The sequence below is a fragment of the Pseudomonas sp. GW823-FHT06E10 genome, assembly GCF_058794995.1.
In genome coordinates this window covers 529704-555474 of sequence record NZ_JBXAHJ010000001.1, presented here as the reverse complement: position 1 = coordinate 555474, position 25771 = coordinate 529704, and the positions used below count along the sequence as shown (strand labels likewise).

The 25771-nt window shown below is 57.7% G+C and carries 26 protein-coding genes and 1 pseudogene; 20 read left to right on the top strand and 7 right to left on the bottom strand.

What is annotated here, in order from left to right; all coding sequences use genetic code 11:
- The first annotated feature begins 146 nt into the window (after window positions 1–146).
- Entirely contained in the window at window positions 147–461 is a 315-nt protein-coding gene (locus tag AC1Q6Y_RS02555; RefSeq protein WP_057397334.1) for a tetratricopeptide repeat protein, read from the top strand.
- Between the two features lies 1 nt (window position 462).
- Here AC1Q6Y_RS02555 and AC1Q6Y_RS02550 read toward each other — a convergent pair whose 3' ends face one another.
- From AC1Q6Y_RS02550 to tag, 3 genes are all read right to left on the bottom strand, one after another.
- Window positions 463–702: a PilZ domain-containing protein gene (locus tag AC1Q6Y_RS02550; RefSeq protein ID WP_057712647.1), complete on the bottom strand. Its 240-nt coding sequence runs from the start codon at window positions 700–702 to the stop codon at window positions 463–465.
- A gap of 160 nt (window positions 703–862) precedes the next feature.
- A complete protein-coding gene (locus tag AC1Q6Y_RS02545) occupies window positions 863–1750 on the bottom strand; it encodes a lysophospholipid acyltransferase (protein WP_057712648.1) in 888 nt (295 codons plus the stop codon).
- Between the two features lie 40 nt (window positions 1751–1790).
- Window positions 1791–2348 carry a DNA-3-methyladenine glycosylase I gene (tag, locus tag AC1Q6Y_RS02540; RefSeq protein ID WP_057712649.1) on the bottom strand — a complete coding sequence of 186 codons (558 nt, stop codon included), beginning with the start codon at window positions 2346–2348 and terminating at the stop codon, window positions 1791–1793.
- Window positions 2349–2429: 81 nt separating this feature from the next.
- Between tag and glyQ the strand changes: the two genes are divergently transcribed.
- The 5 genes and pseudogenes from glyQ to AC1Q6Y_RS02515 all read left to right on the top strand — a co-directional run.
- Window positions 2430–3383 carry a glycine--tRNA ligase subunit alpha gene (gene glyQ / locus AC1Q6Y_RS02535; RefSeq protein WP_003187265.1) on the top strand — a complete coding sequence of 318 codons (954 nt, stop codon included), beginning with the start codon at window positions 2430–2432 and terminating at the stop codon, window positions 3381–3383.
- On the top strand, window positions 3380–5434 hold the full coding sequence (glyS, locus tag AC1Q6Y_RS02530; RefSeq protein WP_057712650.1) for a glycine--tRNA ligase subunit beta: 2055 nt from the start codon (window positions 3380–3382) through the stop codon (window positions 5432–5434). Before glyQ ends, glyS begins: the two co-directional genes overlap by 4 nt.
- Before the next feature lie 4 nt (window positions 5435–5438).
- Entirely contained in the window at window positions 5439–5978 is a 540-nt protein-coding gene (gmhB, locus tag AC1Q6Y_RS02525) for a D-glycero-beta-D-manno-heptose 1,7-bisphosphate 7-phosphatase (protein WP_218494801.1), read from the top strand.
- 83 nt (window positions 5979–6061) lie between these two features.
- Window positions 6062–6841 carry a lysophospholipid acyltransferase family protein gene (locus AC1Q6Y_RS02520; protein ID WP_057712652.1) on the top strand — a complete coding sequence of 260 codons (780 nt, stop codon included), beginning with the start codon at window positions 6062–6064 and terminating at the stop codon, window positions 6839–6841.
- Between the two features lie 281 nt (window positions 6842–7122).
- Window positions 7123–7305: pseudogene (locus AC1Q6Y_RS02515) on the top strand (winged helix-turn-helix domain-containing protein); the annotation flags it as partial.
- 60 nt (window positions 7306–7365) lie between these two features.
- On the opposite strand, the gene gyrB reads toward AC1Q6Y_RS02515, so the two are convergent.
- From gyrB to dnaA, 4 genes are read right to left on the bottom strand one after another with little or no spacing between them, the layout of a single operon-like run.
- Window positions 7366–9783, bottom strand: a complete 2418-nt coding sequence (gyrB, locus tag AC1Q6Y_RS02510) for a DNA topoisomerase (ATP-hydrolyzing) subunit B (RefSeq protein WP_057716535.1) — start codon at window positions 9781–9783, stop codon at window positions 7366–7368.
- Window positions 9784–9788: 5 nt separating this feature from the next.
- Window positions 9789–10892 carry a DNA replication/repair protein RecF gene (recF, locus tag AC1Q6Y_RS02505; protein ID WP_007969883.1) on the bottom strand — a complete coding sequence of 368 codons (1104 nt, stop codon included), beginning with the start codon at window positions 10890–10892 and terminating at the stop codon, window positions 9789–9791.
- 20 nt (window positions 10893–10912) lie between these two features.
- Window positions 10913–12016, bottom strand: coding sequence for a DNA polymerase III subunit beta (gene dnaN / locus AC1Q6Y_RS02500; protein WP_007969885.1), 1104 nt, complete (start codon window positions 12014–12016; stop codon window positions 10913–10915).
- A gap of 39 nt (window positions 12017–12055) precedes the next feature.
- Window positions 12056–13576 carry a chromosomal replication initiator protein DnaA gene (gene dnaA, locus AC1Q6Y_RS02495; RefSeq protein WP_057712654.1) on the bottom strand — a complete coding sequence of 507 codons (1521 nt, stop codon included), beginning with the start codon at window positions 13574–13576 and terminating at the stop codon, window positions 12056–12058.
- Between the two features lie 566 nt (window positions 13577–14142).
- On the opposite strand from dnaA, the gene rpmH reads away from it, so the two are divergent.
- The 14 genes from rpmH (at window position 14143) to AC1Q6Y_RS02425 (ending at window position 25764) form a co-directional block, all read left to right on the top strand.
- Window positions 14143–14277 carry a 50S ribosomal protein L34 gene (gene rpmH, locus AC1Q6Y_RS02490; protein ID WP_003213577.1) on the top strand — a complete coding sequence of 45 codons (135 nt, stop codon included), beginning with the start codon at window positions 14143–14145 and terminating at the stop codon, window positions 14275–14277.
- Between the two features lie 16 nt (window positions 14278–14293).
- Window positions 14294–14695, top strand: a complete 402-nt coding sequence (gene rnpA, locus AC1Q6Y_RS02485) for a ribonuclease P protein component (protein ID WP_056727027.1) — start codon at window positions 14294–14296, stop codon at window positions 14693–14695.
- Window positions 14688–14933 (top strand): membrane protein insertion efficiency factor YidD, encoded by a 246-nt coding sequence (gene yidD, locus AC1Q6Y_RS02480; protein WP_010207715.1) that lies wholly within the window; start codon window positions 14688–14690, stop codon window positions 14931–14933. Before rnpA ends, yidD begins: the two co-directional genes overlap by 8 nt.
- Before the next feature lie 2 nt (window positions 14934–14935).
- Complete coding sequence (yidC, locus tag AC1Q6Y_RS02475) at window positions 14936–16615, top strand: membrane protein insertase YidC (protein WP_057712656.1); 1680 nt, start codon at window positions 14936–14938, stop codon at window positions 16613–16615.
- A gap of 79 nt (window positions 16616–16694) precedes the next feature.
- Window positions 16695–18065, top strand: coding sequence for a tRNA uridine-5-carboxymethylaminomethyl(34) synthesis GTPase MnmE (gene mnmE, locus AC1Q6Y_RS02470; protein WP_090452271.1), 1371 nt, complete (start codon window positions 16695–16697; stop codon window positions 18063–18065).
- A 550-nt stretch (window positions 18066–18615) separates the two neighbouring features.
- The gene (gene mnmG / locus AC1Q6Y_RS02465; RefSeq protein WP_090452269.1) at window positions 18616–20514 is read left to right on the top strand and encodes a tRNA uridine-5-carboxymethylaminomethyl(34) synthesis enzyme MnmG; all 1899 of its coding nucleotides are present in this window, start codon (window positions 18616–18618) and stop codon (window positions 20512–20514) included.
- Entirely contained in the window at window positions 20511–21155 is a 645-nt protein-coding gene (gene rsmG / locus AC1Q6Y_RS02460; protein WP_492623994.1) for a 16S rRNA (guanine(527)-N(7))-methyltransferase RsmG, read from the top strand. Before mnmG ends, rsmG begins: the two co-directional genes overlap by 4 nt.
- An 18-nt stretch (window positions 21156–21173) precedes the next feature.
- Window positions 21174–21971: a ParA family protein gene (locus tag AC1Q6Y_RS02455; RefSeq protein ID WP_046038783.1), complete on the top strand. Its 798-nt coding sequence runs from the start codon at window positions 21174–21176 to the stop codon at window positions 21969–21971.
- A 9-nt stretch (window positions 21972–21980) separates the two neighbouring features.
- Window positions 21981–22853, top strand: a complete 873-nt coding sequence (locus tag AC1Q6Y_RS02450; protein WP_057712660.1) for a ParB/RepB/Spo0J family partition protein — start codon at window positions 21981–21983, stop codon at window positions 22851–22853.
- A 148-nt stretch (window positions 22854–23001) separates the two neighbouring features.
- Window positions 23002–23409, top strand: coding sequence for a F0F1 ATP synthase subunit I (locus AC1Q6Y_RS02445; protein ID WP_008045685.1), 408 nt, complete (start codon window positions 23002–23004; stop codon window positions 23407–23409).
- A gap of 16 nt (window positions 23410–23425) precedes the next feature.
- On the top strand, window positions 23426–24295 hold the full coding sequence (atpB, locus tag AC1Q6Y_RS02440) for a F0F1 ATP synthase subunit A (protein ID WP_057712662.1): 870 nt from the start codon (window positions 23426–23428) through the stop codon (window positions 24293–24295).
- Between the two features lie 133 nt (window positions 24296–24428).
- Window positions 24429–24686 carry a F0F1 ATP synthase subunit C gene (gene atpE / locus AC1Q6Y_RS02435; RefSeq protein WP_003097235.1) on the top strand — a complete coding sequence of 86 codons (258 nt, stop codon included), beginning with the start codon at window positions 24429–24431 and terminating at the stop codon, window positions 24684–24686.
- Window positions 24687–24744: 58 nt separating this feature from the next.
- Window positions 24745–25215 carry a F0F1 ATP synthase subunit B gene (locus AC1Q6Y_RS02430; protein WP_008045681.1) on the top strand — a complete coding sequence of 157 codons (471 nt, stop codon included), beginning with the start codon at window positions 24745–24747 and terminating at the stop codon, window positions 25213–25215.
- Window positions 25216–25227: 12 nt separating this feature from the next.
- A complete protein-coding gene (locus AC1Q6Y_RS02425) occupies window positions 25228–25764 on the top strand; it encodes a F0F1 ATP synthase subunit delta (protein ID WP_008045680.1) in 537 nt (178 codons plus the stop codon).
- Window positions 25765–25771 lie beyond the last annotated feature (7 nt).

Sequence of the window (25771 nt, the reverse complement as noted above, 5' to 3'; positions counted from 1 at the left end):
CCTTTGCAGGAGCGGGCCCTGCTCGCGATGGTCGTCAACGATAATGCTGGAAACCAGACACCCCGCGTCGCTTTCAGGTTTATCGCGAGCAAGCTCGCCCCTACAGTAAATCAACCCATGACATGCCTCAGGCAAGGAATCCACCGATGATCGAATCCCTGGAAAAAATGCTCGCCAAGGGTGTGGATAACGCTTTGCTGCGCTTCGGCCTGGGCAAGGGCTATCTGGATCTGGGGGAAAACGCCAAGGCTGCGGAGCATTTCCAACGCTGCGTGGAGTTCGATCCGAAGTATTCGGCGGCGTGGAAACTACTGGGCAAGGCCCATCTGGCGCTGGCGGACTTTGCGGCCGCGCGGCAGGCTTGGGAGCAAGGCCTGGAAGCTGCTCGCGGCCATGGCGACAAGCAGGCGGAGAAGGAAATGACGGTGTTCCTGAAGAAGCTCGAGCGTCAGGCGCACTGACTCAGAGATAACGCAAACCGATGCCCTCGGCGTCCACCTGCACCACTTCCATGCGCACGCGAGGCGCGCCTGTGGGTAAGTCCTGCACCTGTCCGTAAACCACCGCCCCCCGGGGCAGCGCCGACAGTTTCGGATGCTTCACGTAGACGCCGGTGGTCGACAGGTTGCGCGTCTGGCCCAGGCAATCGCCAATGCTTTCGTGACTGATCTTGATGCGAAATGATTTGCGGTGTTCGGACATCTTTTTGCGCCCTGATGAACGGTTGTGGATACGTGCAGGAGCGAGCTTGCTCGCGATGGATGCCAGGGCGCCGCGTTCAACCTGGCAGCCCACCTCATCGTTAACGTCCATCGCGAGCAAGCTCGCTCCTACAGGTTATCCACAGAGTGTGCCAAGTAAGTCAGTACCAACGCTCTTCACCCGGTGGGCGCTTCTTGAAGCGCTTCATGCTCCACATGTACTGGCTCGGGTACGCCCGCACATAGCGCTCGACCACTTGGCTCATGGCCGCACAGGACTCTGCCGTATCGGTGCTGTACATGGCCTCTGGCGCGGCTTCAAGGATCACTTTGTAGCCCGAACCGTCCGGCAGGCGCAGGGCGTGCAGGAATACGCCGACTGCTTTGCCGCCGGCCAGCATGTTCGGTACGAACTTGCTGGTCAGTGCCTGAGTGGCGAAGAACGGCACGAAGATCCCGGCGGATTCGGACGGTTCCGGGTCAGCGGGAATGCCCACTGCACCACCTTTGCGCACTTCCTTGATGACACTGAGGATGCCTTCCTTGGTGGAAGCAGCGACCTTGTTACCCAACTGCACCCGCTGCTTTTGCAGCAATTCATCTACTGCCTTCAATTTCGGCGGACGGTAGAAAATGATCGGTTTGCACTGGCTGCAATAGAAGTGATTGAGCACTTCCCAGTTGCCCAGGTGGCTGGTGATGCCGACCACGCCTTTGCCGGAGGCAAGGGCGTCCTTCAATACGTCGAGGCCTTCGACTTCGCGCACCAGGTCGATGGAGCGCTGGGCCGGCCATATCCAGGCGCAGGCACTCTCGGTCAGGGACTTGCCGATGTCTTTCAGGCTCTGGCCCACCAGGCGTTCACGCTCGGCGGGGTCCATGTCCGGAAAGCACTTGGACAGATTGATCCGTACCACGTCGCGGGAACGGTTCGGGGTTTTCCACATAACCCAGCCAATCGCCGAGCCCACGGCCTGCACGGCCCACCACGGAAGCAGGGCAAACAGCCGTAGAGCGCCTACCAGCAAGGCGCCTTTAAACTTATCCACAGGTCACTCCTGATCTTGTGCTGTGCGCGAGGCGGCCATTCTAACCGCCGTTCGCCAGCTGCGCGTAGCGGTCGCAATCGCGGGTGTGATCCATGACCATGCCCGAGGCCTGCATCAGCGCGTAGCAGATGGTCGGCCCGACGAACGTGAAGCCGGCCTTTTTCAAGCCTTTGCTCATTTCCACGGCAGTCGGCGTCACGGCCGGGACTTCGCTGCGATCCTTGAAATGATTGATCACAGGCGTGCCGCCGACGAATGACCACAGAAACGCCACCGGATCCTCCAGCGCCAGCCAGGCCTGGGCATTGCGCCGGGCCGCGTTGAGCTTGAGTCGGTTGCGGATGATGCCGGGATCGAGCATTAGCTCGTCGATTTCGGCATCGCTCATCTGCGCCACGCGCTGCACGTCGAAGCCGAACAAAACTTCGCGATAACGCTCGCGCTTGCGCAGCACGGTGATCCAGGAAAGCCCGGCCTGGAACCCTTCGAGCAAAAGTAACTCGAACAATCCCTGCGCATCCCGTAGCGGCGTGCCCCACTCCTGATCGTGATAAGCCATGTACAGCGGATCTTCGGAACACCAAAAGCAGCGTGGCATAAGGCTCCAGGGGGCGTGCGCAGCAATGAATCGGGTATACTCCCGCTCTTTAAATCGCAGCCCAAGAAACAGGTGAATTTCGTGAGCCAGCCTACGCCAGCCGTGCGTACCTTCCAAGACTTGATCCTCGCCCTCCAGCAATACTGGGCCGAGCAAGGTTGTGTGGTACTTCAGCCCTACGATATGGAAGTAGGCGCCGGCACTTTCCACACCGCAACATTCCTGCGCGCCATCGGCCCGGAAACCTGGAACGCCGCCTACGTGCAGCCAAGCCGCCGTCCGACTGACGGCCGTTACGGTGAAAACCCGAACCGTCTGCAGCACTACTACCAGTTCCAGGTGGTCCTGAAGCCGAACCCGGACAACTTCCAGGAACTGTACCTGGGCTCTCTCAAGCACGTTGGCCTGGACCCGCTGGTCCACGACATTCGCTTCGTCGAAGACAACTGGGAATCGCCGACCCTCGGCGCCTGGGGTCTGGGCTGGGAAGTCTGGCTCAACGGCATGGAAGTGACCCAGTTCACCTACTTCCAGCAAGCGGGCGGCATCGAGTGCTACCCGGTGACCGGCGAGATCACCTACGGCCTCGAACGTCTGGCCATGTACCTGCAAGGCGTGGACTCGGTCTACGACCTGGTGTGGGCTGACGGTCCGTTCGGCAAAGTGACCTACGGCGACGTGTTCCACCAGAATGAAGTGGAGCAGTCCACTTACAACTTCGAACACGCCAATGTCGACAAGCTGTTCGAACTGTTCGATTTCTACGAAAGCGAAGCCAAGCGCCTGATCGAACTCGACCAGCCGCTGCCGTTGCCGAGCTACGAAATGGTGTTGAAGGCTTCCCACACCTTCAACCTGCTGGATGCGCGCCGGGCGATCTCGGTGACCGCGCGTCAGCAATACATCCTGCGTGTACGCACCCTGGCGCGTTCCGTTGCGCAAGCCTACCTGCTGGCTCGCGCCAAGCTGGGCTTCCCGATGGCGACCCCGGACCTGCGTGATGAAGTACTGGCCAAGCTGGAGGCTGCACAATGAGTGCTCTGGATTTTCTGGTTGAACTGGGCACTGAAGAACTGCCACCCAAAGCCCTGAACACACTGGCCGAGGCGTTCCTCGCCGGTATCGACAAGGGCCTGCAAGCTGCCGGCCTGAACTACGAGAGCAAAACCGTTTATGCCGCTCCGCGCCGCCTGGCCGTGCTGATCACCGCACTGGCCACCCAGCAGCCGGATCGCAGCATCAACCTCGACGGCCCGCCGCGTCAGGCCGCGTTCGATGCTGAAGGCAACCCGACCCAGGCAGCATTGGGCTTCGCCAAGAAGTGCGGCGTCGAGCTGAGCGAAATCGATCAGAGCGGCCCGAAACTGCGCTACAGCCAGAGCATCGCCGGCAAGGCGACTGCGAGCCTGCTGCCGACCATCGTCGAAGATTCGCTGAACGACCTGCCGATCCCGAAACGCATGCGTTGGGGCGCGCGCAAGGAAGAATTCGTTCGTCCGACCCAATGGCTGGTGATGCTGCTCGGTGACCAGGTCATCGACTGCACCATCCTCGCCCAGAAGGCCGGCCGTGACTCCCGTGGCCACCGCTTCCATCACCCGGAAAACGTGCGCATCGGTTCGCCGTCCAGCTACCTGGCCGACCTGCGTGCCGCCTACGTTTTGGCCGACGCCAACGAGCGTCGCGAGATCATCAGCAAGCGCACCGAAGAGCTGGCCACCCGCCAGGAAGGCACGGCAATCGTTCCTCCAGCGCTGCTCGATGAAGTGACCGCGCTGGTCGAATGGCCGGTGCCGCTGGTGTGCTCGTTCGAGGAGCGCTTCCTCGACGTGCCGCAGGAAGCCCTGATCACCACCATGCAGGACAACCAGAAGTACTTCTGCCTGCTGGACGCCGACGGCAAGTTGCTGCCACGTTTCATTACCGTGGCCAACATCGAGAGCAAGGACCCACAGCAGATCATCGCCGGTAACGAGAAAGTGGTTCGCCCACGCCTGACCGACGCCGAGTTCTTCTTCAAGCAAGACAAGAAGCAAAAGCTCGAAGACTTCAACCTGCGTCTGCAAAACGTGGTGTTCCAGGAAAAACTCGGCAGCGTCTACGACAAGGCCGAACGCGTATCCAGGCTGGCCGCGTTCATTGCTCCACACATTGGTGGTAACGCTCAATGGGCGGCGCGTGCCGGCCTGCTGTCCAAGTGTGATCTGGCGACCGAGATGGTCGGTGAGTTCCCGGAGATGCAAGGTGTCGCCGGTTACTACTACGCCCTCAACGATGGCGAGCCGGAAGATGTCGCGCTGGCGCTGAATGAGCAATACATGCCGCGCGGTGCCGGCGCTGAACTGCCGACCACCCTGACCGGTGCGGCCGTGGCGATCGCCGACAAGCTCGACACCCTGGTCGGGATCTTCGGTGTCGGCATGCTGCCCACCGGTAGCAAAGACCCGTATGCTCTGCGCCGTGCCGCGCTCGGCGTGCTGCGGATCCTGATCGACAAGAAGCTCGACCTCGACCTGACCGACGCCGTGGCCTTCGCCGTCAACTCGTTCGGCAGCAAGGTCAAGGCTGCCGGCCTGGCTGATTCGGTGCTGGAGTTCATCTTCGACCGTCTGCGTGCCCGTTACGAAGACGAAGGCGTGGATGTTGCCACCTACCTGTCGGTACGTGCCCTGAAACCGGGTTCGGCCCTGGATTTCGATCAGCGCGTACAAGCGGTGGAAGCGTTCCGCAAATTGCCGGAAGCCGCTGCACTGGCCGCGGTGAACAAGCGCGTATCGAACCTGCTGAGCAAACTCGAAGGCAGCATGCCGACCACCGTCGAAGCCAAGTACTTCGACAACGCCGCCGAGTTCTCCCTGTACTCGGCGATCCAGCAAGCGGATCAAGCGGTGCAGCCAATGGCTGCGACCCGTCAGTACAGCGAATCGCTGGCACGTCTGGCCGCCTTGCGCGAGCCGGTGGATGCGTTCTTCGAAGCCGTGATGGTCAATGCGGAGGACGCAAAGGTCCGCGCCAACCGTTATGCGTTGCTGGCACGTCTGCGTGGGTTGTTCCTCGGCGTCGCCGACATTTCGCTGCTGGGTTGAGGGACTGCTGTTGAAACTGCTGATTCTCGATCGGGACGGAGTGATCAATTACGACTCCGACGCTTACATCAAGTCGGTGGAGGAGTGGATTCCGCTCCCCGGTTCGATCGAAGCCATCGCGCAGTTGAGCAAGGCTGGCTGGACGGTAGCCGTCGCTACCAACCAGTCGGGCATCGCTCGCGGCTACTACGACCTTTCCACCCTCAATGCCATGCACGAGCGCTTGCGCGCGTTGGTGGCGGAGCAGGGTGGTGAAGTCGGCCTGATCGTCTACTGCCCGCATGGGCCGGACGAAGGCTGCGATTGCCGCAAGCCGAAACCCGGGATGTTGAAAAGCATCGCCGCTCATTACAACGTGTCGCTGACCGATCTCTGGTTCGTCGGCGACAGCCTTGGTGACCTGGAAGCCGCCAAAGCCGTCGATTCACAGCCAGTTTTGGTAAAGACCGGGAAAGGCGAAAAGACTTTGGGCAAGACCCTTCCGGTTGGCACATTGATTTTTGACGATCTGGCGGCGATTGCCGCAGAACTTATCCACAATTAGAGTGCTTCTGAAATTCCTGATAAAGGACCCATCAGGAGTGCGCTTTATACAGGCGGGCAATTCCCGCAACGGTAAACGTCACCATGTCGATATTGCAGGCCATCAGAACCTTCCTCTTTTACCTGCTGCTGGGCACCAGCTCATTGCTGTGGTGCAGCCTGAGTTTTTTTATCGCGCCGTTTCTGCCCTTCAAGGCACGTTATCGCTTCATCAACGTGTATTGGTGCCGTTGTGCCCTGTGGCTGAGCAAAGTGTTCCTTGGTATTCGCTACGAAGTGAAGGGTGCCGAGAACGTACCTGAACGGCCGTGCGTGATTCAATCGAACCATCAGAGTACCTGGGAGACGTTTTTTCTCTCCGCCTACTTCTCACCGCTGAGCCAGGTGCTCAAACGTGAGTTGCTCTATGTGCCGTTCTTCGGTTGGGCCATGGCCATGCTGCGACCGATCGCCATCGATCGCGACAACCCGAAAGCAGCACTCAAGCATGTGGCTCAAAAAGGTGATGAGTTGCTCAAGGACAATGTCTGGGTGCTGATCTTCCCCGAAGGCACGCGCGTTCCTTTCGGCACCGTCGGAAAGTTCTCGCGCGGTGGCAGCGCCTTGGCGGTCAACGCCGAATTGCCGGTGCTGCCGATTGCGCACAACGCAGGCAAGTTCTGGCCGAAAACCGGTTGGGCGAAGAAGCAGGGCGTCATCACTGTGATCATTGGTGAGCCGATGTATGCCGCAGGCACCGGACCACGAGCCATTGCTGAATTGAACGACCGGGTCCAGGCGTGGAACGAGCAGATGCAACGGGAAATGGGCTCACTGCCACCGGCTCCGCAAGCGCCGGTTTCAAACGATCAGGTGGTTGTCTGAGATTCTGTGGATAACCTGTGTACCGTTTCATTGAAAAGCGTCGTTTTTTGTACGTAACATTATGATTTTTTTACATATTTCTTAGAATGATAAAAACCATAAAAACGTGCATAAGTTTTTTTTGGACGTAAAAAAACCGGCGGATATAGCCGGTTTTTTTATGCCCATCCACAACGGCTTTGACCATCGATAATCCCAACCCCACGCCATCGATACCTTGGGCGGAAGAAAAGCGTCGGTATTGGCTGAACAGTTCGATCTTCAGCTGCGCGATGGGCAGCGCCTGGTCGCGGGATTATCTGTACGAACGATTCTGGCCCGATGAAGAAGTGTCCTCGTCCCGGCCGCTCGATACTCACATCTATCGCCTGCGCAACAAGCTTGGGCTGACGGCGGATCGCGGTTGGCAGTTGCTGACGATTTATGGGTATCGGTTGGAGAGTGTGGCACCGGCGAGCGAGTAAAACGCAGGCAAAAAAAGGCCAATGCAAATGCATTGGCCTTTTCGTTGGTGTCGACCAGGATCAGAAGTCCAGGTTGGACACCGCCAGGGCATTGCTTTCGATGAAGTCACGACGTGGTTCGACCGCATCACCCATCAGGGTGTTGAAGATCTGGTCCGCGCCAATGGCGTCTTCGATAGTCACTTTCAGCATGCGACGCACGCTTGGGTCCATGGTGGTTTCCCACAGCTGATCCGGGTTCATCTCGCCCAGACCTTTGTATCGCTGGATGGTGTGGCGCTTGGTGCTTTCAGCCATCAGCCAGTCCAGGGCTTCCTTGAACTCGGTGACCGACTTACGGCGTTCGCCACGCTGGATGTACGCGCCATCGTCGAGCAGGGTGCTCAGTTGAGCGCCCAGGGAAACAACGGTCTTGTAGTCGTTGCTGCCGAAGAAGTCGCGGTTGAACGTGACGTAGTTCGACAGGCCGTGGGAGATCAGTTCGACCTCTGGCAGCCACACGCCACGCTCACGGTCTTCACGCAGACTTGCCTTGTAGACCAGACCCGACTTCTCGACGGTGCGCAGGCGCACTTCGTACTGGGCCAGCCAGTCCTGCATCGCTGCATGATCGGACAACTGATCCATGCTGACAGCCGGCAGGTAGATGAAGTGCTCGGTCAGTTCCTGTGGGTACAGGCGCGACAGACGCTTGAGGGTCTTCATCACCAGACGGAAGTCATTCACCAGACGCTCGAGGGCTTCGCCGGAGATACCCGGTGCATCCTCGTTCAAGTGCAGGCTCGCATCTTCCAGGGCCGACTGCGTCATGTACTCTTCCATGGCGTCGTCGTCTTTGATGTATTGCTCTTGCTTGCCTTTCTTCACTTTGTACAACGGCGGCTGAGCGATGTAGATGTAGCCACGCTCGATCAGCTCCGGCAGCTGACGGAAGAAGAAGGTCAGCAGCAGGGTACGGATGTGCGAACCGTCGACGTCAGCATCGGTCATGATGATGATGTTGTGATAGCGCAACTTGTCGATGTTGTACTCTTCGCGACCGATGCCGCAGCCCAGCGCAGTGATCAAGGTGCCCACTTCCTGGGAAGAGATCATCTTGTCGAAGCGTGCCTTCTCGACGTTCAGGATTTTACCCTTGAGGGGCAGAATCGCCTGGGTCTTGCGGTTACGCCCCTGCTTGGCAGAGCCGCCCGCGGAGTCACCTTCCACGAGGTACAGTTCGGACAGGGCAGGGTCCTTTTCCTGGCAGTCGGCCAGTTTGCCCGGCAGGCCTGCGATGTCCAGCGCGCCTTTGCGGCGGGTCATCTCACGGGCTTTACGTGCCGCTTCACGAGCACGGGCCGCGTCGATCATCTTGCCGACGACCAGCTTGGCTTCGTTCGGGTTTTCCAGCAGGAAGTCGGAGAAGTACTTGCCCATTTCCTGTTCGACCGCGGTCTTCACTTCGGAAGACACCAGCTTGTCTTTGGTCTGGGAGCTGAACTTCGGATCCGGCACCTTCACCGAAATGATCGCGGTCAGGCCTTCACGGGCATCGTCACCGGTGGTGGCGACTTTGTGCTTCTTCGCCAGGCCTTCTGCTTCGATGTAGGTGTTCAGGTTACGCGTCAGCGCCGAACGGAAACCCACCAGGTGAGTACCGCCGTCGCGCTGTGGAATGTTGTTGGTGAAGCACAACAGGTTCTCGTTGAAGCTGTCGTTCCACTGCAGGGCAATTTCCACGCCGATGCCGTCTTCACGCTGGACGTTGAAGTGGAACACCTGGTTGACCGGGGTCTTGTTAGTGTTCAGGTATTCAACGAACGCACGCAGGCCGCCTTCGTATTTGAACAGTTCTTCCTTGCCGCTGCGCTCGTCCTTGAGGACGATACCGACACCGGAGTTGAGGAAGGACAGTTCACGAATCCGCTTGGCCAGGATGTCCCAGCTGAAGTGGATGTTCTTGAAGGTTTCGCTGGAAGCCTTGAAGTGGATCTGCGTACCGGTGGTTTCGCTGTCGCCAACGATTTTCATCGGCTCTTGCGGAACACCGTGGACGTAAGTCTGTTCCCAGATCTTGCCGCTACGGCGAACGGTCAGGACGAGCTCTTCCGACAGGGCGTTAACTACCGACACACCCACACCGTGCAGACCGCCGGAAACCTTGTAGGAGTTATCGTCGAATTTACCGCCGGCGTGCAGCACGGTCATGATGACCTCGGCTGCCGAAACGCCTTCTTCCTTGTGTACGTCTACCGGGATGCCACGGCCGTTGTCGCGAACGGTGATGGACTCATCCGGGTGGATGATGATGCTGATGTCGTCGCAGTAGCCGGCGAGCGCTTCGTCGATCGAGTTGTCGACCACCTCGAACACCATGTGGTGCAGACCGCTGCCATCGTCGGTGTCGCCAATATACATACCGGGACGTTTGCGTACGGCATCCAGGCCTTTCAGCACTTTAATGCTCGTTGAGTCGTACGTATTTTCTTCGCTCAATGCCTTCACTCCCGATGGTCGTGGGTCTGGGTGATACGGCCCTGTTCCACGTGGAACAGAGCGACTGGCGTTTCCGTCTGCCAGCCTTCCCTCAATAATTCGTGATCTACACAGGTGATAAATACCTGGCAGCGTAAGTCTTCCAACAAGCGGCAAAGGGCGCGACGGTGGTGCTCGTCCAGTTCGGACGGCAAGTCATCCACCAGATAAATACACTGACCGCGTCGAGCCTGGCTGACCAAGTGCCCTTGGGCAATCCGTAATGCGCAAACCACCAACTTCTGCTGGCCTCGGGACAAGATGTCCGCGGCGTTGTGCGCCCCCAGTCTGAGCCGCAAATCAGCGCGTTGTGGTCCGGCCTGGGTATGTCCCATTTGCTGGTCCCGCTGAAGAGACCCGGCGAGCACAGCACTCAGTTCACGGTCCTTGTCCCAGCCGCGGTAATAGCTGAGCGTCAAGCCTTCAAGCTCAACCAGTTCGCTCAAGGTTTGTTCAAAGACTGGTTTCAAGGCTTTGATATAAGCGCGGCGGTATTCATCGATTTCAGCGCTGGCCTGGCACAGTTCCCTGTCCCAAACCGCTTGCGAAACGGCGTCAAGTGTACCATGCCGCAGCCAAGAGTTTCTCTGGCGCAGGGCCTTCTGCAAGCGCTGCCAGGTTGACATGAAGCGCGGTTCCACGTGGAACACACCCCAGTCGAGAAACTGTCGGCGAATCTTCGGCGCGCCTTCCAGCAATCGAAAGCTATCCGGATTGATCAGTTGCAGTGGCAAGATCTCGGCCAGTTGCGCGGCGCTGCGAGCGTTCTGCCCATCGATACGGATCTGGAATTCGCCTTGGCGATCCCGGGAAATACCCAAGGCGCTATGCCCGCCCTCCGCCAGTTCAACCTGGCCAAATACCGTACAGGCAAGCTGTTCGTATTGAATGACCGGCAACAGACGGGTGCTGCGAAACGAACGGGCAAGCCCCAGCAGATGGATGGCTTCCAGAACACTGGTTTTGCCGCTGCCGTTGGCGCCGTAAAGAATATTGATGCGGGGGGAGGGGGAGAAGGTCACCGGGTGCAGATTGCGCACCGCGGTGACCGAGACGCGACTTAAGGACATCTAGCTTCTGCTGAACATGATTACAGACGCATCGGCATGACAACGTAGGCCGAGTCGTCGTTATCCGATTCCTGCACCAGCGCGCTGCTGTTGGAGTCGGACAGGATCAGACGAACCTGCTCGGTGGTCATCACGCCCAGTACGTCGAGCAGGTAGCTCACGTTGAAGCCGATTTCCAGAGAGCCGCCGTTGTATTCAACGCCCACTTCTTCTTCCGCTTCTTCCTGCTCCGGGTTGTTCGCCTGGATCTTCAGCTGACCGCTGGCCAGTTGCAGACGGATACCACGGTACTTCTCGTTGGACAGAATGGCGGTACGGCTGAACGCTTCGCGCAGAGCCTGACGATCACCAAGAACCAGCTTGTCGCCACCTTTAGGCAGAACTCGCTCGTAGTCCGGGAACTTTCCGTCAACCAGCTTCGAGGTGAAGGTGAACTCACCGGTGGTGGCGCGGATATGATGCTGACCCAGCACGATGCTGACATTGCCGTCCGGCTCGGTGAGCAGGCGAGCCAGTTCGAGGATACCTTTGCGCGGCACGATGACCTGGTGACGATCCGGCTGGCCGATGTCGGCCTGCATCGAGCACATGGCCAGACGGTGACCGTCGGTGGCTACGGCGCGGATGACGCCAGCAGAGACTTCCAACAGCATGCCGTTGAGGTAGTAACGCACGTCCTGCTGGGCCATGGCGAAGCTGGTGCGTTCGATCAGACGACGCAGCTTGCTTTGCTCCAGACTGCAGGTCAGCGAACCCGGGCCTTCTTCCACAGTAGGGAAGTCGTTGGCCGGCAGTGTCGACAGGGTGAAGCGGCTGCGGCCAGCCTTGACCACAAGCTTCTGCTCGTCGACCTTGATGTCGATCAGCGCATCGTTCGGCAGGCTTTTGCAGATGTCCATCAGCTTGCGCGCCGGTACGGTGATGGAACCCGGATCCGCCGGCTCTTCGAGTTGAACACGACCGACCAGCTCGACTTCCAGGTCGGTACCGGTCAGCGACAATTGCTGGCCTTCGACAACCAGCAGCACGTTGGAAAGTACCGGCAAGGTCTGTCGGCGTTCGACGACGCCTGCGACCAGTTGCAGGGGTTTCAACAGGGCTTCGCGTTGAATGGTGAAATGCATGGTCTAGTCCCTTGCCTTAATTAGCTGCGCTGGTGTTCATCAAGTGGTCAGTGTACGCAGCAGGTTCTTGTAGTCCTCGCGGATGTCCGCGTCGGATTCCTTAAGTTCGTTGATCTTGCGGCACGCGTGCAAGACCGTCGTATGGTCGCGGCCGCCAAACACATCGCCGATTTCCGGCAGGCTGTGGTTGGTCAGTTCCTTGGACAACGCCATGGCGACCTGACGCGGACGAGCGACCGAACGCGAACGGCGTTTGGACAGCAAGTCGGAGATCTTGATCTTGTAGTACTCGGCGACAGTGCGCTGAATGTTATCCACAGAGACCAGTTTATCCTGCAACGCCAACAAGTCCTTAAGGGATTCGCGAATCAGCTCGATGGTGATATCGCGGCCCATGAAGTGCGAGTGGGCGATCACGCGCTTGAGCGCGCCTTCCAGCTCACGGACGTTGGAGCGAATGCGTTGGGCAATGAAGAACGCGGCGTCGTGAGGCAACTCGACTTTGGCCTGATCGGCCTTCTTCATCAGGATCGCCACGCGGGTTTCCAGCTCCGGCGGCTCGACCGCTACGGTCAGGCCCCAGCCAAAACGGGATTTGAGGCGTTCTTCAAGGCCTTCGATTTCCTTCGGGTAGCGGTCACTGGTGAGAATGACCTGCTGCCCACCTTCGAGCAAGGCGTTGAAGGTGTGGAAAAACTCTTCCTGGGAACGCTCCTTGCGGGCGAAGAACTGAATGTCATCGATCAGCAACGCATCCACCGAACGGTAGAAGCGTTTGAACTCGTTGATCGCGTTCAGTTGCAGGGCCTTGACCATGTCCGCCACGAAACGCTCGGAATGCAGGTACACCACCTTGGCATTCGGGTTCTTCTTTAATAGGTGGTTACCCACAGCGTGCATCAAGTGGGTTTTACCCAGGCCGACGCCACCATAAAGGAAGAGTGGGTTGTAACCGTGCTTGGGGTTGTCTGCCACCTGCCAGGCAGCGGCGCGCGCCAGCTGGTTGGATTTACCTTCAACGAAATTCTCGAAGGTAAAGGTGCGGTTCAGGTAACTGGTGTGCTTGAGCGCACCTTCGACCTGCACGGTACGTTGCTCGGCGCGCACAGGTGCCTGTTGCGAACTGGCTCCGGCCATCGGGTCGAAGCTGTCACGGGAAGGTTCTTCCTCGGAGACTTCAGCCACTTTTTGCGTCGCACGCTTGGTCGACACGGCGGCAGGTGCCGGCGGCGGACTGACGGGTGCTTGAGCAGCCTGGGCCTGGGAAGCCGCAGCAGCCAGGGGAGCGTTTGGCGCGGCACGGGGTGCCGAACTGCGTTTGCTGCCTATTAATAAGGAAAGCGCAGGCGCCATGCCATTGCCGTGCTCATCGAGCAATTCGAGAACACGCCCCAGGTACTTTTCGTTGACCCAGTCCAGAACAAAACGATTGGGTGCATACACACGCAACTCGTCGCCTTCGGCTTCGACCTGTAGTGGACGGATCCAAGTGTTGAATTGTTGGGCAGGCAGCTCATCGCGCAGAAGCTCCACGCACTGCTGCCAAAGTTCCACTGACACGGATATCCCCTAAGTTGAAAGCCGGTGAGGCAAAAACAAGCGGCCATTGTAGCGACCAGACGCCGACTTATCCACACGAAGGTGGTTCATCGACCAAGAAGAATCACCGTTTCATACGCAAAAAAGGCGACCAGTGGTCTGTGCATAAGCTCTGTGGATAACCGGGGTTAAGGTCATTGCACAAGTGGGGGCGAAACTCGGTGGATAACCGGCCTGTGGATAAAGCGACCTTTCACACACAGGTTATCCGACAGCGCAGCACAGGCTGAACACTGTTTTCCACCGTAGTTGTCATTCTCTGTACAGCAGGTAAAACAAGGGCTGAATCGAGTTATCCACAGAAGATGGCGAGCCTAGCTTTTATAAGCTTTACAGAAAAGCTTTAAATACTTTCCTTTCTTATTTTTATATCTACGCAAGGTGCAAGTGCTGAAAAACCTCTGGAGATCTATTTATAAGGAAACGTTGGTTGGAAATTGACCTGAAGGCTTGCTTTCTCTAGAATCCCCGGTCTCTTAAAACGGGGGCCATTCCGGCCCGTTGTGGACGAACCAGGTAACACGACAATGAAACGTACTTTCCAACCAAGCACTATCAAACGCGCTCGTACCCACGGTTTCCGTGCTCGCATGGCTACCAAGAACGGTCGTGCCGTCCTGTCGCGTCGTCGCGCCAAAGGTCGTGCGCGTCTGGCAGTTTGATAATCCGGCACTGGAGGTGAGTCAGGACTTCAGTCGGGAAAAGCGTCTGCTTACCCCCCGGCAATTCAAGGCAGTCTTTGACTCCCCTACCGGCAAGGTTCCGGGGAAAAATCTCCTGCTCCTTGCGCGCAACAACGATCTTGATCACCCCCGTCTCGGGTTGGTAATCGGGAAAAAGAGCGTAAAGCTCTCCGTCGAGCGCAATCGCCTCAAACGTCTGATGCGCGAATCGTTTCGCCTGAACCAGGATTCTCTGGTCGGCTGGGACATTGTTATCGTCGCGCGCAAAGGTTTGGGCGACGTAGAAAACCCCGAATTGATTCAGCATTTCGGCAAACTCTGGAAACGACTGGCTCGCAGTTCGCCAGTACCAGCAGTCAAAACCGAAACTGTAGGGGTAGACAGTCCAGATGCGTAAACTGGCACTCGTTCCGATCCAGTTTTATCGCTATGCCATTAGTCCCCTGATGGCCAGTCACTGTCGTTTCTACCCCAGTTGTTCCTGCTACGCGTTAGAAGCCATCGAAAATCATGGCCTTCTTCGCGGTGGCTGGCTGACCTTTCGTCGTTTAGGTCGCTGTCATCCGTGGAATCCCGGTGGTTATGACCCGGTTCCACCTATCCCTACCTCCCGTTCTTCTTCGATGGCCGAGTAATCATGGATATCAAACGCACGATCCTGATCGTCGCCCTGGCAATCGTGTCCTACGTTATGGTTCTTAAATGGAACCAGGACTATGGCCAGGCTGCCCTGCCGACTCAGAATGTTGCCACCAATACGACTGCATCGGGCCTGCCGGATACGGCATCTGGCTCCAACGCTTCTGCCAGTGACGACATTCCACGTGCTGCAAGCGACACCAGCGCACCTGCCGAAACGCCGGTGGCTGTGAGCAAGGACCTCATCCAGATCAAAACGGATGTACTGGACCTGGCTGTCGACCCACAAGGTGGCGATGTTGCCCAGTTGACCCTGCCGCTGTATCCGCGTCGTCAGGATCACCCGGAAATTCCGTTCCAGCTGTTCGATAACGGCGGCGAACGTACTTATCTGGCGCAAAGCGGTCTGATCGGCACCAACGGTCCGGATGCAAATCCGGCCGGTCGTCCGGTTTATTCCTCGGAGAAGAAGATTTATCAGCTGGCTGACGGTCAGGACCAATTGGTCGTGGACCTGAAGTTCAGCAAGGACGGCGTCAACTACATCAAGCGTTTCACCCTGAAACGCGGCCTGTATGACGTAACCGTTTCCTACCTGGTCGACAACCAGAGCGCCCAGCCCTGGAATGGTGCGATGTTCGCCCAGTTGAAGCGCGACGCCAGCGCCGATCCTTCATCGACTACGGCTACCGGCACCGCGACTTACCTGGGCGCCGCCCTGTGGACAAGTTCCGAGCCGTACAAGAAAGTGTCCATGAAGGACATGGACAAGGCGCCGCTGAAAGAAACCGTCACAGGCGGTTGGGTTGCCTGGTTGCAGCACTACTTCGTGACCGCATGGATTCCGGCCAAGGGCGAAAACAACGTCGTCCAGACCCGTAAAGACAGCAAAGGCAACTACATCATCGGCTACACCGGCCCATCGATGAGTGTTGCGCCGGGTGCCAAGGCCGAGACCAGCGCTGTTCTGTACGCCGGTCCGAAAAGCCAGGCTGTGCTGAAAGAGTTGTCCCCAGGTCTGGAACTGACGGTCGACTACGGCATTCTGTGGTTCATCGCCCAACCGATCTTCTGGTTGCTGCAACACATCCACGCCATTGTGGGTAACTGGGGCTGGTCGATCATCTTCCTGACCATGCTGATCAAAGGGATCTTCTTCCCGCTGTCGGCTGCCAGCTACAAATCCATGGCGCGCATGCGTGCAGTGGCGCCGAAACTGGCCGCGCTGAAAGAGCAACATGGCGATGACCGGCAGAAAATGTCGCAAGCCATGATGGAACTGTACAAGAAAGAGAAGATCAATCCGCTGGGTGGTTGCTTGCCAATCCTCGTGCAGATGCCGGTTTTCCTCTCGCTGTACTGGGTTCTGCTGGAAAGCGTTGAAATGCGCCAAGCGCCGTTCATGCTGTGGATTACTGACCTGTCGATCAAGGATCCGTTCTTCATTCTGCCGATCATCATGGGCGCAACCATGTTCATCCAGCAGCAGTTGAACCCGACTCCTCCGGATCCGATGCAGGCCAAGGTGATGAAGCTGATGCCTATCATCTTCACCTTCTTCTTCCTGTGGTTCCCGGCCGGTCTGGTGCTGTACTGGGTTGTAAACAACGTGCTGTCCATCGCACAACAGTGGTACATCACGCGTAAAATCGAAGCGGCCGCTAAAGCAGCTGCCTGATTTACACTGTGGATAACCACTCAAAACGCCCCCTAGTGGGGCGTTTTGCTATCTGTCACTTTTGTCTGGATACCGGTTTATGAGCGTTCCTCGCGAAACCATCGCAGCTGTCGCCACCGCTCAAGGTCGCGGCGGTGTAGGCATCGTGCGTATTTCCGGGCCGTTGGCCAGCGTTGCGGCCAAGGCCTTCAGCGGTCGCGAGCTCAAGCCGCGATTTGCCCACTACGGTCCGTTTTTCAGTGAAAACGACGAGGTGCTGGACCAGGGCATTGCCCTGTATTTCCCCGGCCCGAACTCGTTCACAGGTGAAGATGTGCTGGAGCTGCAAGGCCATGGCGGTCCGATTGTTCTGGATATGTTGCTCAAGCGCTGCCTGGAACTGGGTTGCCGTCTCGCCCGGCCGGGGGAATTCAGTGAGCGCGCCTTCCTCAACGACAAACTGGACCTCGCCCAGGCCGAAGCCATTGCCGACCTGATTGAAGCCAGTTCTGCCCAGGCTGCGCGAAACGCATTGCGCTCCCTGCAAGGTGCTTTCTCGTCACGTGTGCATAACCTCACCGAGCAATTGATCGGCTTGCGCATCTATGTCGAAGCGGCCATCGATTTTCCGGAAGAGGAAATCGACTTCCTCGCCGATGGCCACGTCCTGAGCATGCTCGACAAGGTGCGCGACGAGTTATCCACCGTCATGCGCGAAGCCGGGCAGGGCGCCTTGCTGCGTGACGGCATGACAGTGGTCATTGCCGGTCGTCCGAATGCCGGTAAATCCAGCCTGCTCAATGCCCTGGCCGGGCGTGAAGCGGCGATCGTGACCGAAATTGCCGGCACCACCCGTGACGTGCTTCGCGAACATATCCACATCGATGGCATGCCGCTGCACGTCGTGGATACCGCCGGTCTGCGCGATACCGATGATCATGTGGAAAAAATCGGCGTCGAGCGTGCCTTGAAAGCTATCGGCGAAGCCGATCGGGTACTGTTGGTGGTTGATGCCACTGCACCGGAAGCCCTCGATCCTTTCGCACTCTGGCCGGAGTTTCTCGAAATCCGTCCCGATCCCGCGAAAGTCACCCTGATCCGCAACAAAGCCGATCTTACGGGCGAAGCCATTGCGCTGGAGGTCAGCCAGGACGGCCATGTCACCATCAGCCTGAGCGCCAAGTCGGGTGGTGTCGGGCTGGAGCTGCTGCGTGATCACCTCAAGGCCTGCATGGGCTATGAACAAACGTCCGAAAGCAGCTTCAGCGCTCGCCGGCGACACCTTGAGGCGCTACGTCATGCCAGTGCTGCCCTCGAGCATGGCCGTGCCCAATTGACCCTGGCCGGTGCTGGCGAGTTGTTAGCCGAGGATTTGCGCCAGGCTCAGCAGTCGCTGGGTGAAATCACCGGTGCTTTCAGTTCCGATGACCTGCTGGGGCGGATTTTTTCCAGTTTCTGTATCGGTAAGTAGCCCTCCTGTTACTCACAGACAGGCCATTCGTGCCTGTCTGTTCTCTCCTTTTCTGAAAAAAACTTCCAGTGCCGAGCGGACTTCGTCTGCTTGAGCGGAATTCCTGCACCCGAATTTCGAGCGAACGGCACTTTTCTGTGGATTAAGCCCTGTGAATAACCGCGGCTAAGGTCAGTTGATAACAGGGCTCGAAAACTGGACATAACCGCCTCTGTGGATAACCACCCCTTTCATCCACAGGCTTAAATCGGTTATCCAAGGGCCTCATTGGCACATGAACACAGGGTTTTGAATCTCTGTACACATTGAAAATAAAGGGCTGTATCAATCTATCCACAGAAAGGTAGGTGCATAGAAATAAACATAAAAACAAAGATTTAATAAATTTCTTTCTTTTTAATTTCTATAACTCCGACTTTTCCACAGCTGGTTAAATTTTGTGCAAAGGGTTCTTTAGGAAGGGCGAAGTCCCTATACTTGTCGACCAGGTCCAAAAACCTGAGCTCAAACTATTCCTGAATTACCTACTTAAGCAGGCACGAGGTGCGTGGTGGATTTCCCTTCCCGTTTTGAAGTGATCGTCATCGGCGGCGGTCATGCCGGTACCGAGGCAGCACTGGCCTCAGCACGTATGGGGGTTAAAACCCTATTGCTGACGCATAACGTGGAAACCCTCGGTGCCATGAGTTGCAACCCGGCCATTGGCGGGATCGGCAAAAGCCACCTGGTCAAGGAAATCGACGCCCTTGGCGGCGCGATGGCCATGGCTACCGATAAAGGCGGTATCCAGTTTCGCGTGTTGAACAGCCGCAAAGGCCCGGCCGTGCGAGCAACCCGCGCGCAGGCAGACCGGGTTCTGTACAAGGCAGCTGTCCGCGAAATCCTGGAGAACCAGCCGAACCTGTGGATATTTCAACAGGCCGCTGACGATCTGATCGTCGAGCAGGAACAAGTCCGTGGTGTTGTCACCCAAATGGGCCTGCGTTTCTTCGCTGATTCCGTGGTGTTGACCACCGGTACGTTCCTCGGTGGACTTATCCACATCGGTTTGCAGAATTTTTCCGGCGGTCGCGCCGGTGATCCGCCATCGATCGCGCTGGCTCACCGTCTGCGTGAACTGCCATTGCGCGTGGGTCGTTTGAAAACCGGTACTCCGCCACGTATCGACGGTCGGTCTGTGGATTTCTCGGTGATGTCCGAGCAACCGGGTGATACGCCGATCCCGGTGATGTCGTTCATGGGGTCAAAAGAGCAGCATCCGAAGCAAGTCAGCTGCTGGATTACCCACACGAATGCGCGCACCCACGAAATCATTGCCGCGAACCTCGACCGTTCGCCGATGTATTCCGCTGCCGGTGAGATCGAAGGGATAGGCCCGCGTTATTGCCCGTCGATCGAAGACAAGATCCATCGCTTCGCCGACAAGGAAAGCCATCAGGTGTTTATCGAACCGGAAGGTTTGACCACCCATGAGCTGTATCCGAACGGGATATCCACAAGCTTGCCGTTCGACGTGCAATTGCAGATCGTGCAATCGATCCGCGGCATGGAAAACGCGCACATCGTGCGTCCGGGCTACGCGATCGAGTACGACTACTTCGATCCACGCGATTTGAAATACAGCCTGGAAACCAAAGTCATCGGCGGCTTGTTCTTCGCCGGGCAAATCAACGGCACAACCGGTTACGAAGAAGCCGGTGCCCAGGGTTTGCTCGCCGGGACCAACGCTGCACTGCGTGCGCAAGGCAAAGAGGCCTGGTGCCCGCGTCGCGACGAGGCCTATATCGGCGTGTTGGTCGACGACCTGATCACCCTCGGTACCCAAGAGCCGTACCGCATGTTCACTTCCCGTGCCGAGTACCGCCTGATTCTGCGCGAGGACAACGCCGACCTGCGCTTGACCGAAAAAGGTCGCGAACTGGGTCTGGTGGATGACGTGCGCTGGGCGGCTTTCTGCAAAAAACGCGAAAGCATCGAACTGGAAGAGCAGCGCCTGAAAAGTACCTGGGTACGCCCGGGTACCGAACAGGGCGATGCCATTGCCGAAAAATTCGGCACGCCACTGACTCACGAATACAACCTGCTCAACCTCTTGAGCCGTCCGGAAATCGACTACGCTGGTCTGATCGAAGTGACCGGTGGCGGGGCAGACGATCCACAGGTCGCCGAACAGGTCGAAATCAAGACCAAATACGCCGGTTACATCGATCGTCAACAGGATGAAATCGCCCGCTTGCGCGCCAGCGAAGACACCAAACTGCCTGTGGATATCGATTACACGAATATTTCCGGTCTCTCCAAAGAGATCCAGAGCAAGCTCGGTGCGACCCGTCCAGAGACTTTGGGCCAGGCCTCGCGTATCCCGGGCGTAACGCCGGCTGCCATTTCGCTGTTGATGATTCATTTGAAAAAACGCGGCGCGGGCCGTCAGTTGGAGCAAAGCGCTTGAGTTCGTTGGTCACTTCGCAACACGCAGAAGAGTTATCCACAGGTGCCCGCCAGCTTGGCGTCACGCTGACAGAAACCCAGCACGCGAAACTGCTGGGTTATCTGACCCTGTTGATAAAATGGAACAAGGCTTACAACCTCACTGCCGTGCGTGATCCGGACGAAATGGTTTCCCGCCATCTGCTCGACAGTCTGAGCGTGATGTCATTCATCGAAAACGGGCGCTGGCTCGATGTCGGCAGTGGCGGTGGCATGCCAGGCATTCCACTGGCCATCCTGTTTCCCGAGTCTCAGGTGACTTGCCTGGACAGCAACGGCAAGAAAACCCGCTTCCTGACCCAGGTCAAACTCGAACTCAAACTGGATAACCTGCAAGTTATCCACAGTCGCGTCGAAGCCTTCCAGCCTGCGCAACCATTCCACGGGATCATTTCCCGGGCGTTCAGCAGCATGGAGAACTTCAGCAACTGGACTCGCCATCTTGGCGATAGCGAAACACGCTGGCTGGCAATGAAGGGCGTTCACCCCGCCGATGAACTGGTAGCATTGCCGGCAGACTTCCACCTCGATAGCGAACACGCCCTGGCCGTACCTGGTTGCCAAGGCCAACGCCATCTGCTGATACTGCGCCGCACGGCATGATTGGGAACACAAGCAAGAATGGCTAAGGTATTCGCGATTGCGAACCAAAAGGGTGGCGTGGGCAAAACCACCACCTGCATCAACCTCGCAGCATCCCTGGTCGCGACGAAGCGCCGGGTGCTGTTGATCGATCTTGATCCACAGGGCAACGCCACCATGGGTAGCGGTGTGGATAAACATGGCCTGGAAAACTCGGTCTACGACCTGCTGATCGGAGAATGTGATCTGGCCCAGGCCATGCACTTCTCCGAACACGGTGGTTACCAGCTGTTGCCGGCCAACCGCGATCTCACCGCGGCCGAAGTGGTGCTGCTGGAAATGCAGATGAAGGAAAGCCGTCTGCGCAGCGCGCTGGCGCCGATCCGGGAAAACTACGATTACATCCTGATCGACTGCCCGCCGTCGCTGTCGATGCTGACCTTGAACGCACTGGTTGCCGCTGACGGGGTCATTATCCCCATGCAGTGCGAGTACTTCGCACTCGAAGGCTTGAGCGACCTTGTGGATAACATCAAGCGTATCTCTGAACTGCTGAACCCGAACCTCAAGGTCGAAGGCCTGCTGCGTACGATGTACGACCCACGCCTGAGCCTGATGAACGATGTCTCGGCGCAGCTCAAGGAACACTTCGGCGAGCAGCTCTACGACACCGTCATTCCGCGCAATATCCGTCTGGCCGAAGCGCCAAGCTACGGCATGCCGGCGCTGGCGTACGACAAAGCTTCGCGAGGCGCCGTTGCCTACCTGGCATTGGCGGGCGAAATGGTTCGTCGTCAACGCAAAAACTCACGCATCGCCGCTGCTCAGGCAACTTAAGGAATCCCCATGGCCGTCAAGAAACGAGGTCTCGGACGTGGACTGGATGCTCTGTTGAGTGGTCCGACTGTCAGCTCGCTGGAAGAACAAGCGGCGCAAGCCGATCAGCGTGAGCTGCAACATCTCCCCCTGGATCTGCTCCAACGCGGCAAGTACCAGCCGCGTCGTGACATGGATCCGCAGGCGCTCGAAGAGCTGGCGCAATCGATCAAGGCCCAGGGCGTCATGCAGCCCATCGTGGTTCGCCCGATCGGCAGCGGCCGCTTTGAAATCATTGCCGGCGAACGCCGCTGGCGCGCCAGCCAGCAAGCCGGGCAGGAAACCATCCCGGCGATGGTTCGCGATGTACCTGATGAAACCGCGATCGCCATCGCGCTGATCGAGAACATTCAGCGCGAAGACCTGAACCCGATTGAAGAAGCGGTGGCCCTGCAGCGGTTGCAGCAGGAGTTCCAGCTGACCCAGCAACAAGTGGCCGAGGCTGTGGGCAAGTCCCGGGTGACCGTGGCCAACCTGTTGCGCCTGATTTCCTTGCCGGAAGTCATCAAGACCATGTTGTCCCACGGCGACCTGGAAATGGGTCATGCCCGTGCTTTGCTCGGTTTGCCGGAAATTCAACAGGTTGAAGGGGCGCGACATGTTGTCGCACGCGGGCTGACCGTGCGCCAAACCGAGGCACTGGTTCGCCAGTGGTTGAGTGGTAAACCGGAGCCTGTGGAAGCGGCAAAACCGGACCCGGATATCGCCCGTCTCGAACAGCGCCTGGCCGAGCGCCTAGGCTCTGCGGTGCAGATCCGCCACGGTAAGAAGGGTAAAGGGCAGTTGGTGATTGGCTACAACTCACTGGATGAGCTTCAAGGCGTACTTGCACATATCCGCTGAAACATTTCCTCATGTAGCGCGCAGTCGGAAATCACTACCTGACAGTTGAATAGGGGCAGAACCGCCCCTATACTCTGCGCGCATTTTGTCGGCACAAATTATGCCAAGTTATTGAATTTCGGCAGCCGACCATTGGGGAGTAAAAGTGATGGAAACCCGCACGCCAAACCGCCTGCCCTTCCATCGCCTGGCAGTTTTTCCGGTGTTAATGGCTCAATTTGTCGTGTTGCTGATCGCCGCTTTGGCGCTCTGGTACCGATATGGAGTCGTTGCCGGGTACTCGGGACTCTGCGGAGGCCTGATAGCCTTGCTACCCAATGTTTATTTCGCTCACAGGGCATTTCGGTTTTCCGGCGCCCGAGCAGCCCAGTCCATCGTCCGGTCTTTTTATGCCGGCGAGGCAGGCAAACTGATTTTGACGGCAGTGCTGTTTGCACTGGTGTTTGCAGGTGTGAAGCCACTGGCGCCGATTGCAGTATTCGGTGCCTTCGTGCTGACTCAGTCGGTCAGCTGGTTCGCTCCCCTGCTGATGAGAACAAGACTTTCGAGACCTTAGGGCGTTTGAGGCAACCATGGCAGAAACAACCGCTTCGGGCTATATCCAGCACCACTTGCAGAACCTGACCTTCGGTCAGCACCCTACCGGCGGCTGGGGCTTTGCCCACACCGCAGCAGAAGCCAAAGAAATGGGCTTCTGGGCTTTCCACGTCGATACTCTCGGCTGGTCGGTCGCATTGGGTCTGATCTTCGTTCTTCTTTTCCGCATGGCGGCCAAGAAAGCGACTTCCGGTCAGCCTGGTGCTTTGCAGAACTTCGTTGAAGTATTGGTCGAATTCGTCGATGGCAGCGTGAAAGACAGCTTCCATGGCCGTAGCCCGGTGATTGCACCGCTGGCACTGACCATCTTCGTCTGGGTGTTCCTGATGAACGCCGTCGACCTGGTACCGGTCGACTGGATTCCTCAGCTGGCCATCCTGATCTCCGGCGATGCGCACATTCCGTTCCGCGCCGTGTCGACCACCGACCCGAACGCTACTCTGGCCATGGCCTTCACGGTGTTCGCGCTGATCATTTTCTACAGCATCAAGATCAAGGGCCTCGGCGGCTTCATCGGCGAGCTGACCCTGCACCCGTTCGGCAGCAAGAACATCTTCGTTCAGGCGCTGCTGATTCCGGTGAACTTCCTGCTGGAATTCGTGACCCTGATCGCCAAGCCGATCTCCCTGGCTCTGCGTCTGTTCGGCAACATGTACGCCGGCGAGCTGGTCTTCATTCTGATTGCTGTGATGTTCGGCAGCGGTCTGCTCTGGCTTAGTGGCCTGGGCGTTGTTCTGCAGTGGGCGTGGGCTGTGTTCCACATCCTGATCATCACCCTGCAGGCGTTCATCTTCATGATGTTGACCATCGTCTACCTGTCGATGGCGCACGAAGAAAACCATTAAGGCCAGTCTCGACTAGTCTGATGTCCTTCCCGGTAAAACGGGAAGGTGCTCCTTACGGGGCATCTGAAACGATTTGTTTTACCGCTTTAATCTAAAAAACCTAAACCATACGACGTAAAAGTCGGGAGGAAAGATGGAAACTGTAGTTGGTCTAACCGCTATCGCTGTTGCACTGTTGATCGGCCTGGGCGCACTGGGTACCGCAATTGGTTTCGGCCTGCTGGGCGGCAAGTTCCTGGAAGGCGCAGCGCGTCAGCCAGAAATGGTTCCAATGCTGCAAGTTAAAATGTTCATCGTTGCCGGTCTGCTCGACGCCGTAACCATGATCGGTGTTGGTATCGCTCTGTTCTTCACCTTTGCGAACCCGTTCGTTGGTCAAATCGCTGGCTAATTACTCGGATCTTCCGGGTAATTTGGTGTGATGGACAACGTAACTGCGAGGTGTTGGCGTGAACATTAATGCGACCCTGATTGGCCAGTCCGTTGCGTTCCTGATTTTTGTACTGTTCTGCATGAAGTTCGTATGGCCTCCGGTCATTGCGGCACTGCACGAACGTCAAAAGAAGATCGCTGATGGTCTGGACGCTGCCAGCCGTGCAGCTCGCGACCTGGAGTTGGCCCAAGAAAAAGCGGGTCACCAACTGCGCGAAGCGAAAGCTCAGGCAGCTGAAATCATCGAGCAAGCCAAGAAACGCGGTAACCAGATTGTCGAAGAGGCTGTTGAAAAGGCCCGTGTCGACGCTGACCGTGTGAAGGTTCAGGCTCAGGCCGAGATCGAACAGGAACTGAACAGTGTCAAAGACGCGCTGCGTGCCCAAGTGGGCTTGCTGGCAGTCGGCGGCGCCGAGAAGATCCTGGGTGCCACAATCGATCAAAACGCGCACGCAGAGCTGGTTAACCAACTGGCTGCTGAAATCTAAGCGAGGGCGATCATGGCAGAACTGACCACGTTGGCCCGACCTTACGCTAAGGCGGCCTTCGAGCACGCTCAGGCCCACCAGCAACTGGCCAATTGGTCAGCCATGCTCGGCCTGGCTGCAGCGGTGTCGGAAGACGACACCATGCAGCGCGTGCTCAAGGCCCCGCGACTGACGAGCGCAGAAAAGGCCGCCACGTTTATTGACGTGTGCGGCGACAAGTTTGATGCCAAGGCACAGAACTTCATCCACGTCGTTGCCGAAAACGACCGTCTCCCGCTGTTGCCGGAGATCGCCGCTCTGTTCGACCTGTACAAGGCCGAACAAGAGAAGTCGGTAGACGTTGAAGTCACCAGTGCTTTTGCATTGAACCAAGAACAGCAAGACAAACTCGCCAAGGTTCTCAGTGCACGACTCAACCGGGAAGTGCGCCTGCAAGTTGCGGAGGACGCTGCCCTTATTGGTGGTGTCGTCATCCGCGCCGGCGACCTGGTTATCGATGGCTCGATTCGCGGCAAAATCGCGAAACTTGCCGAAGCATTGAAATCTTGAGTTTGAA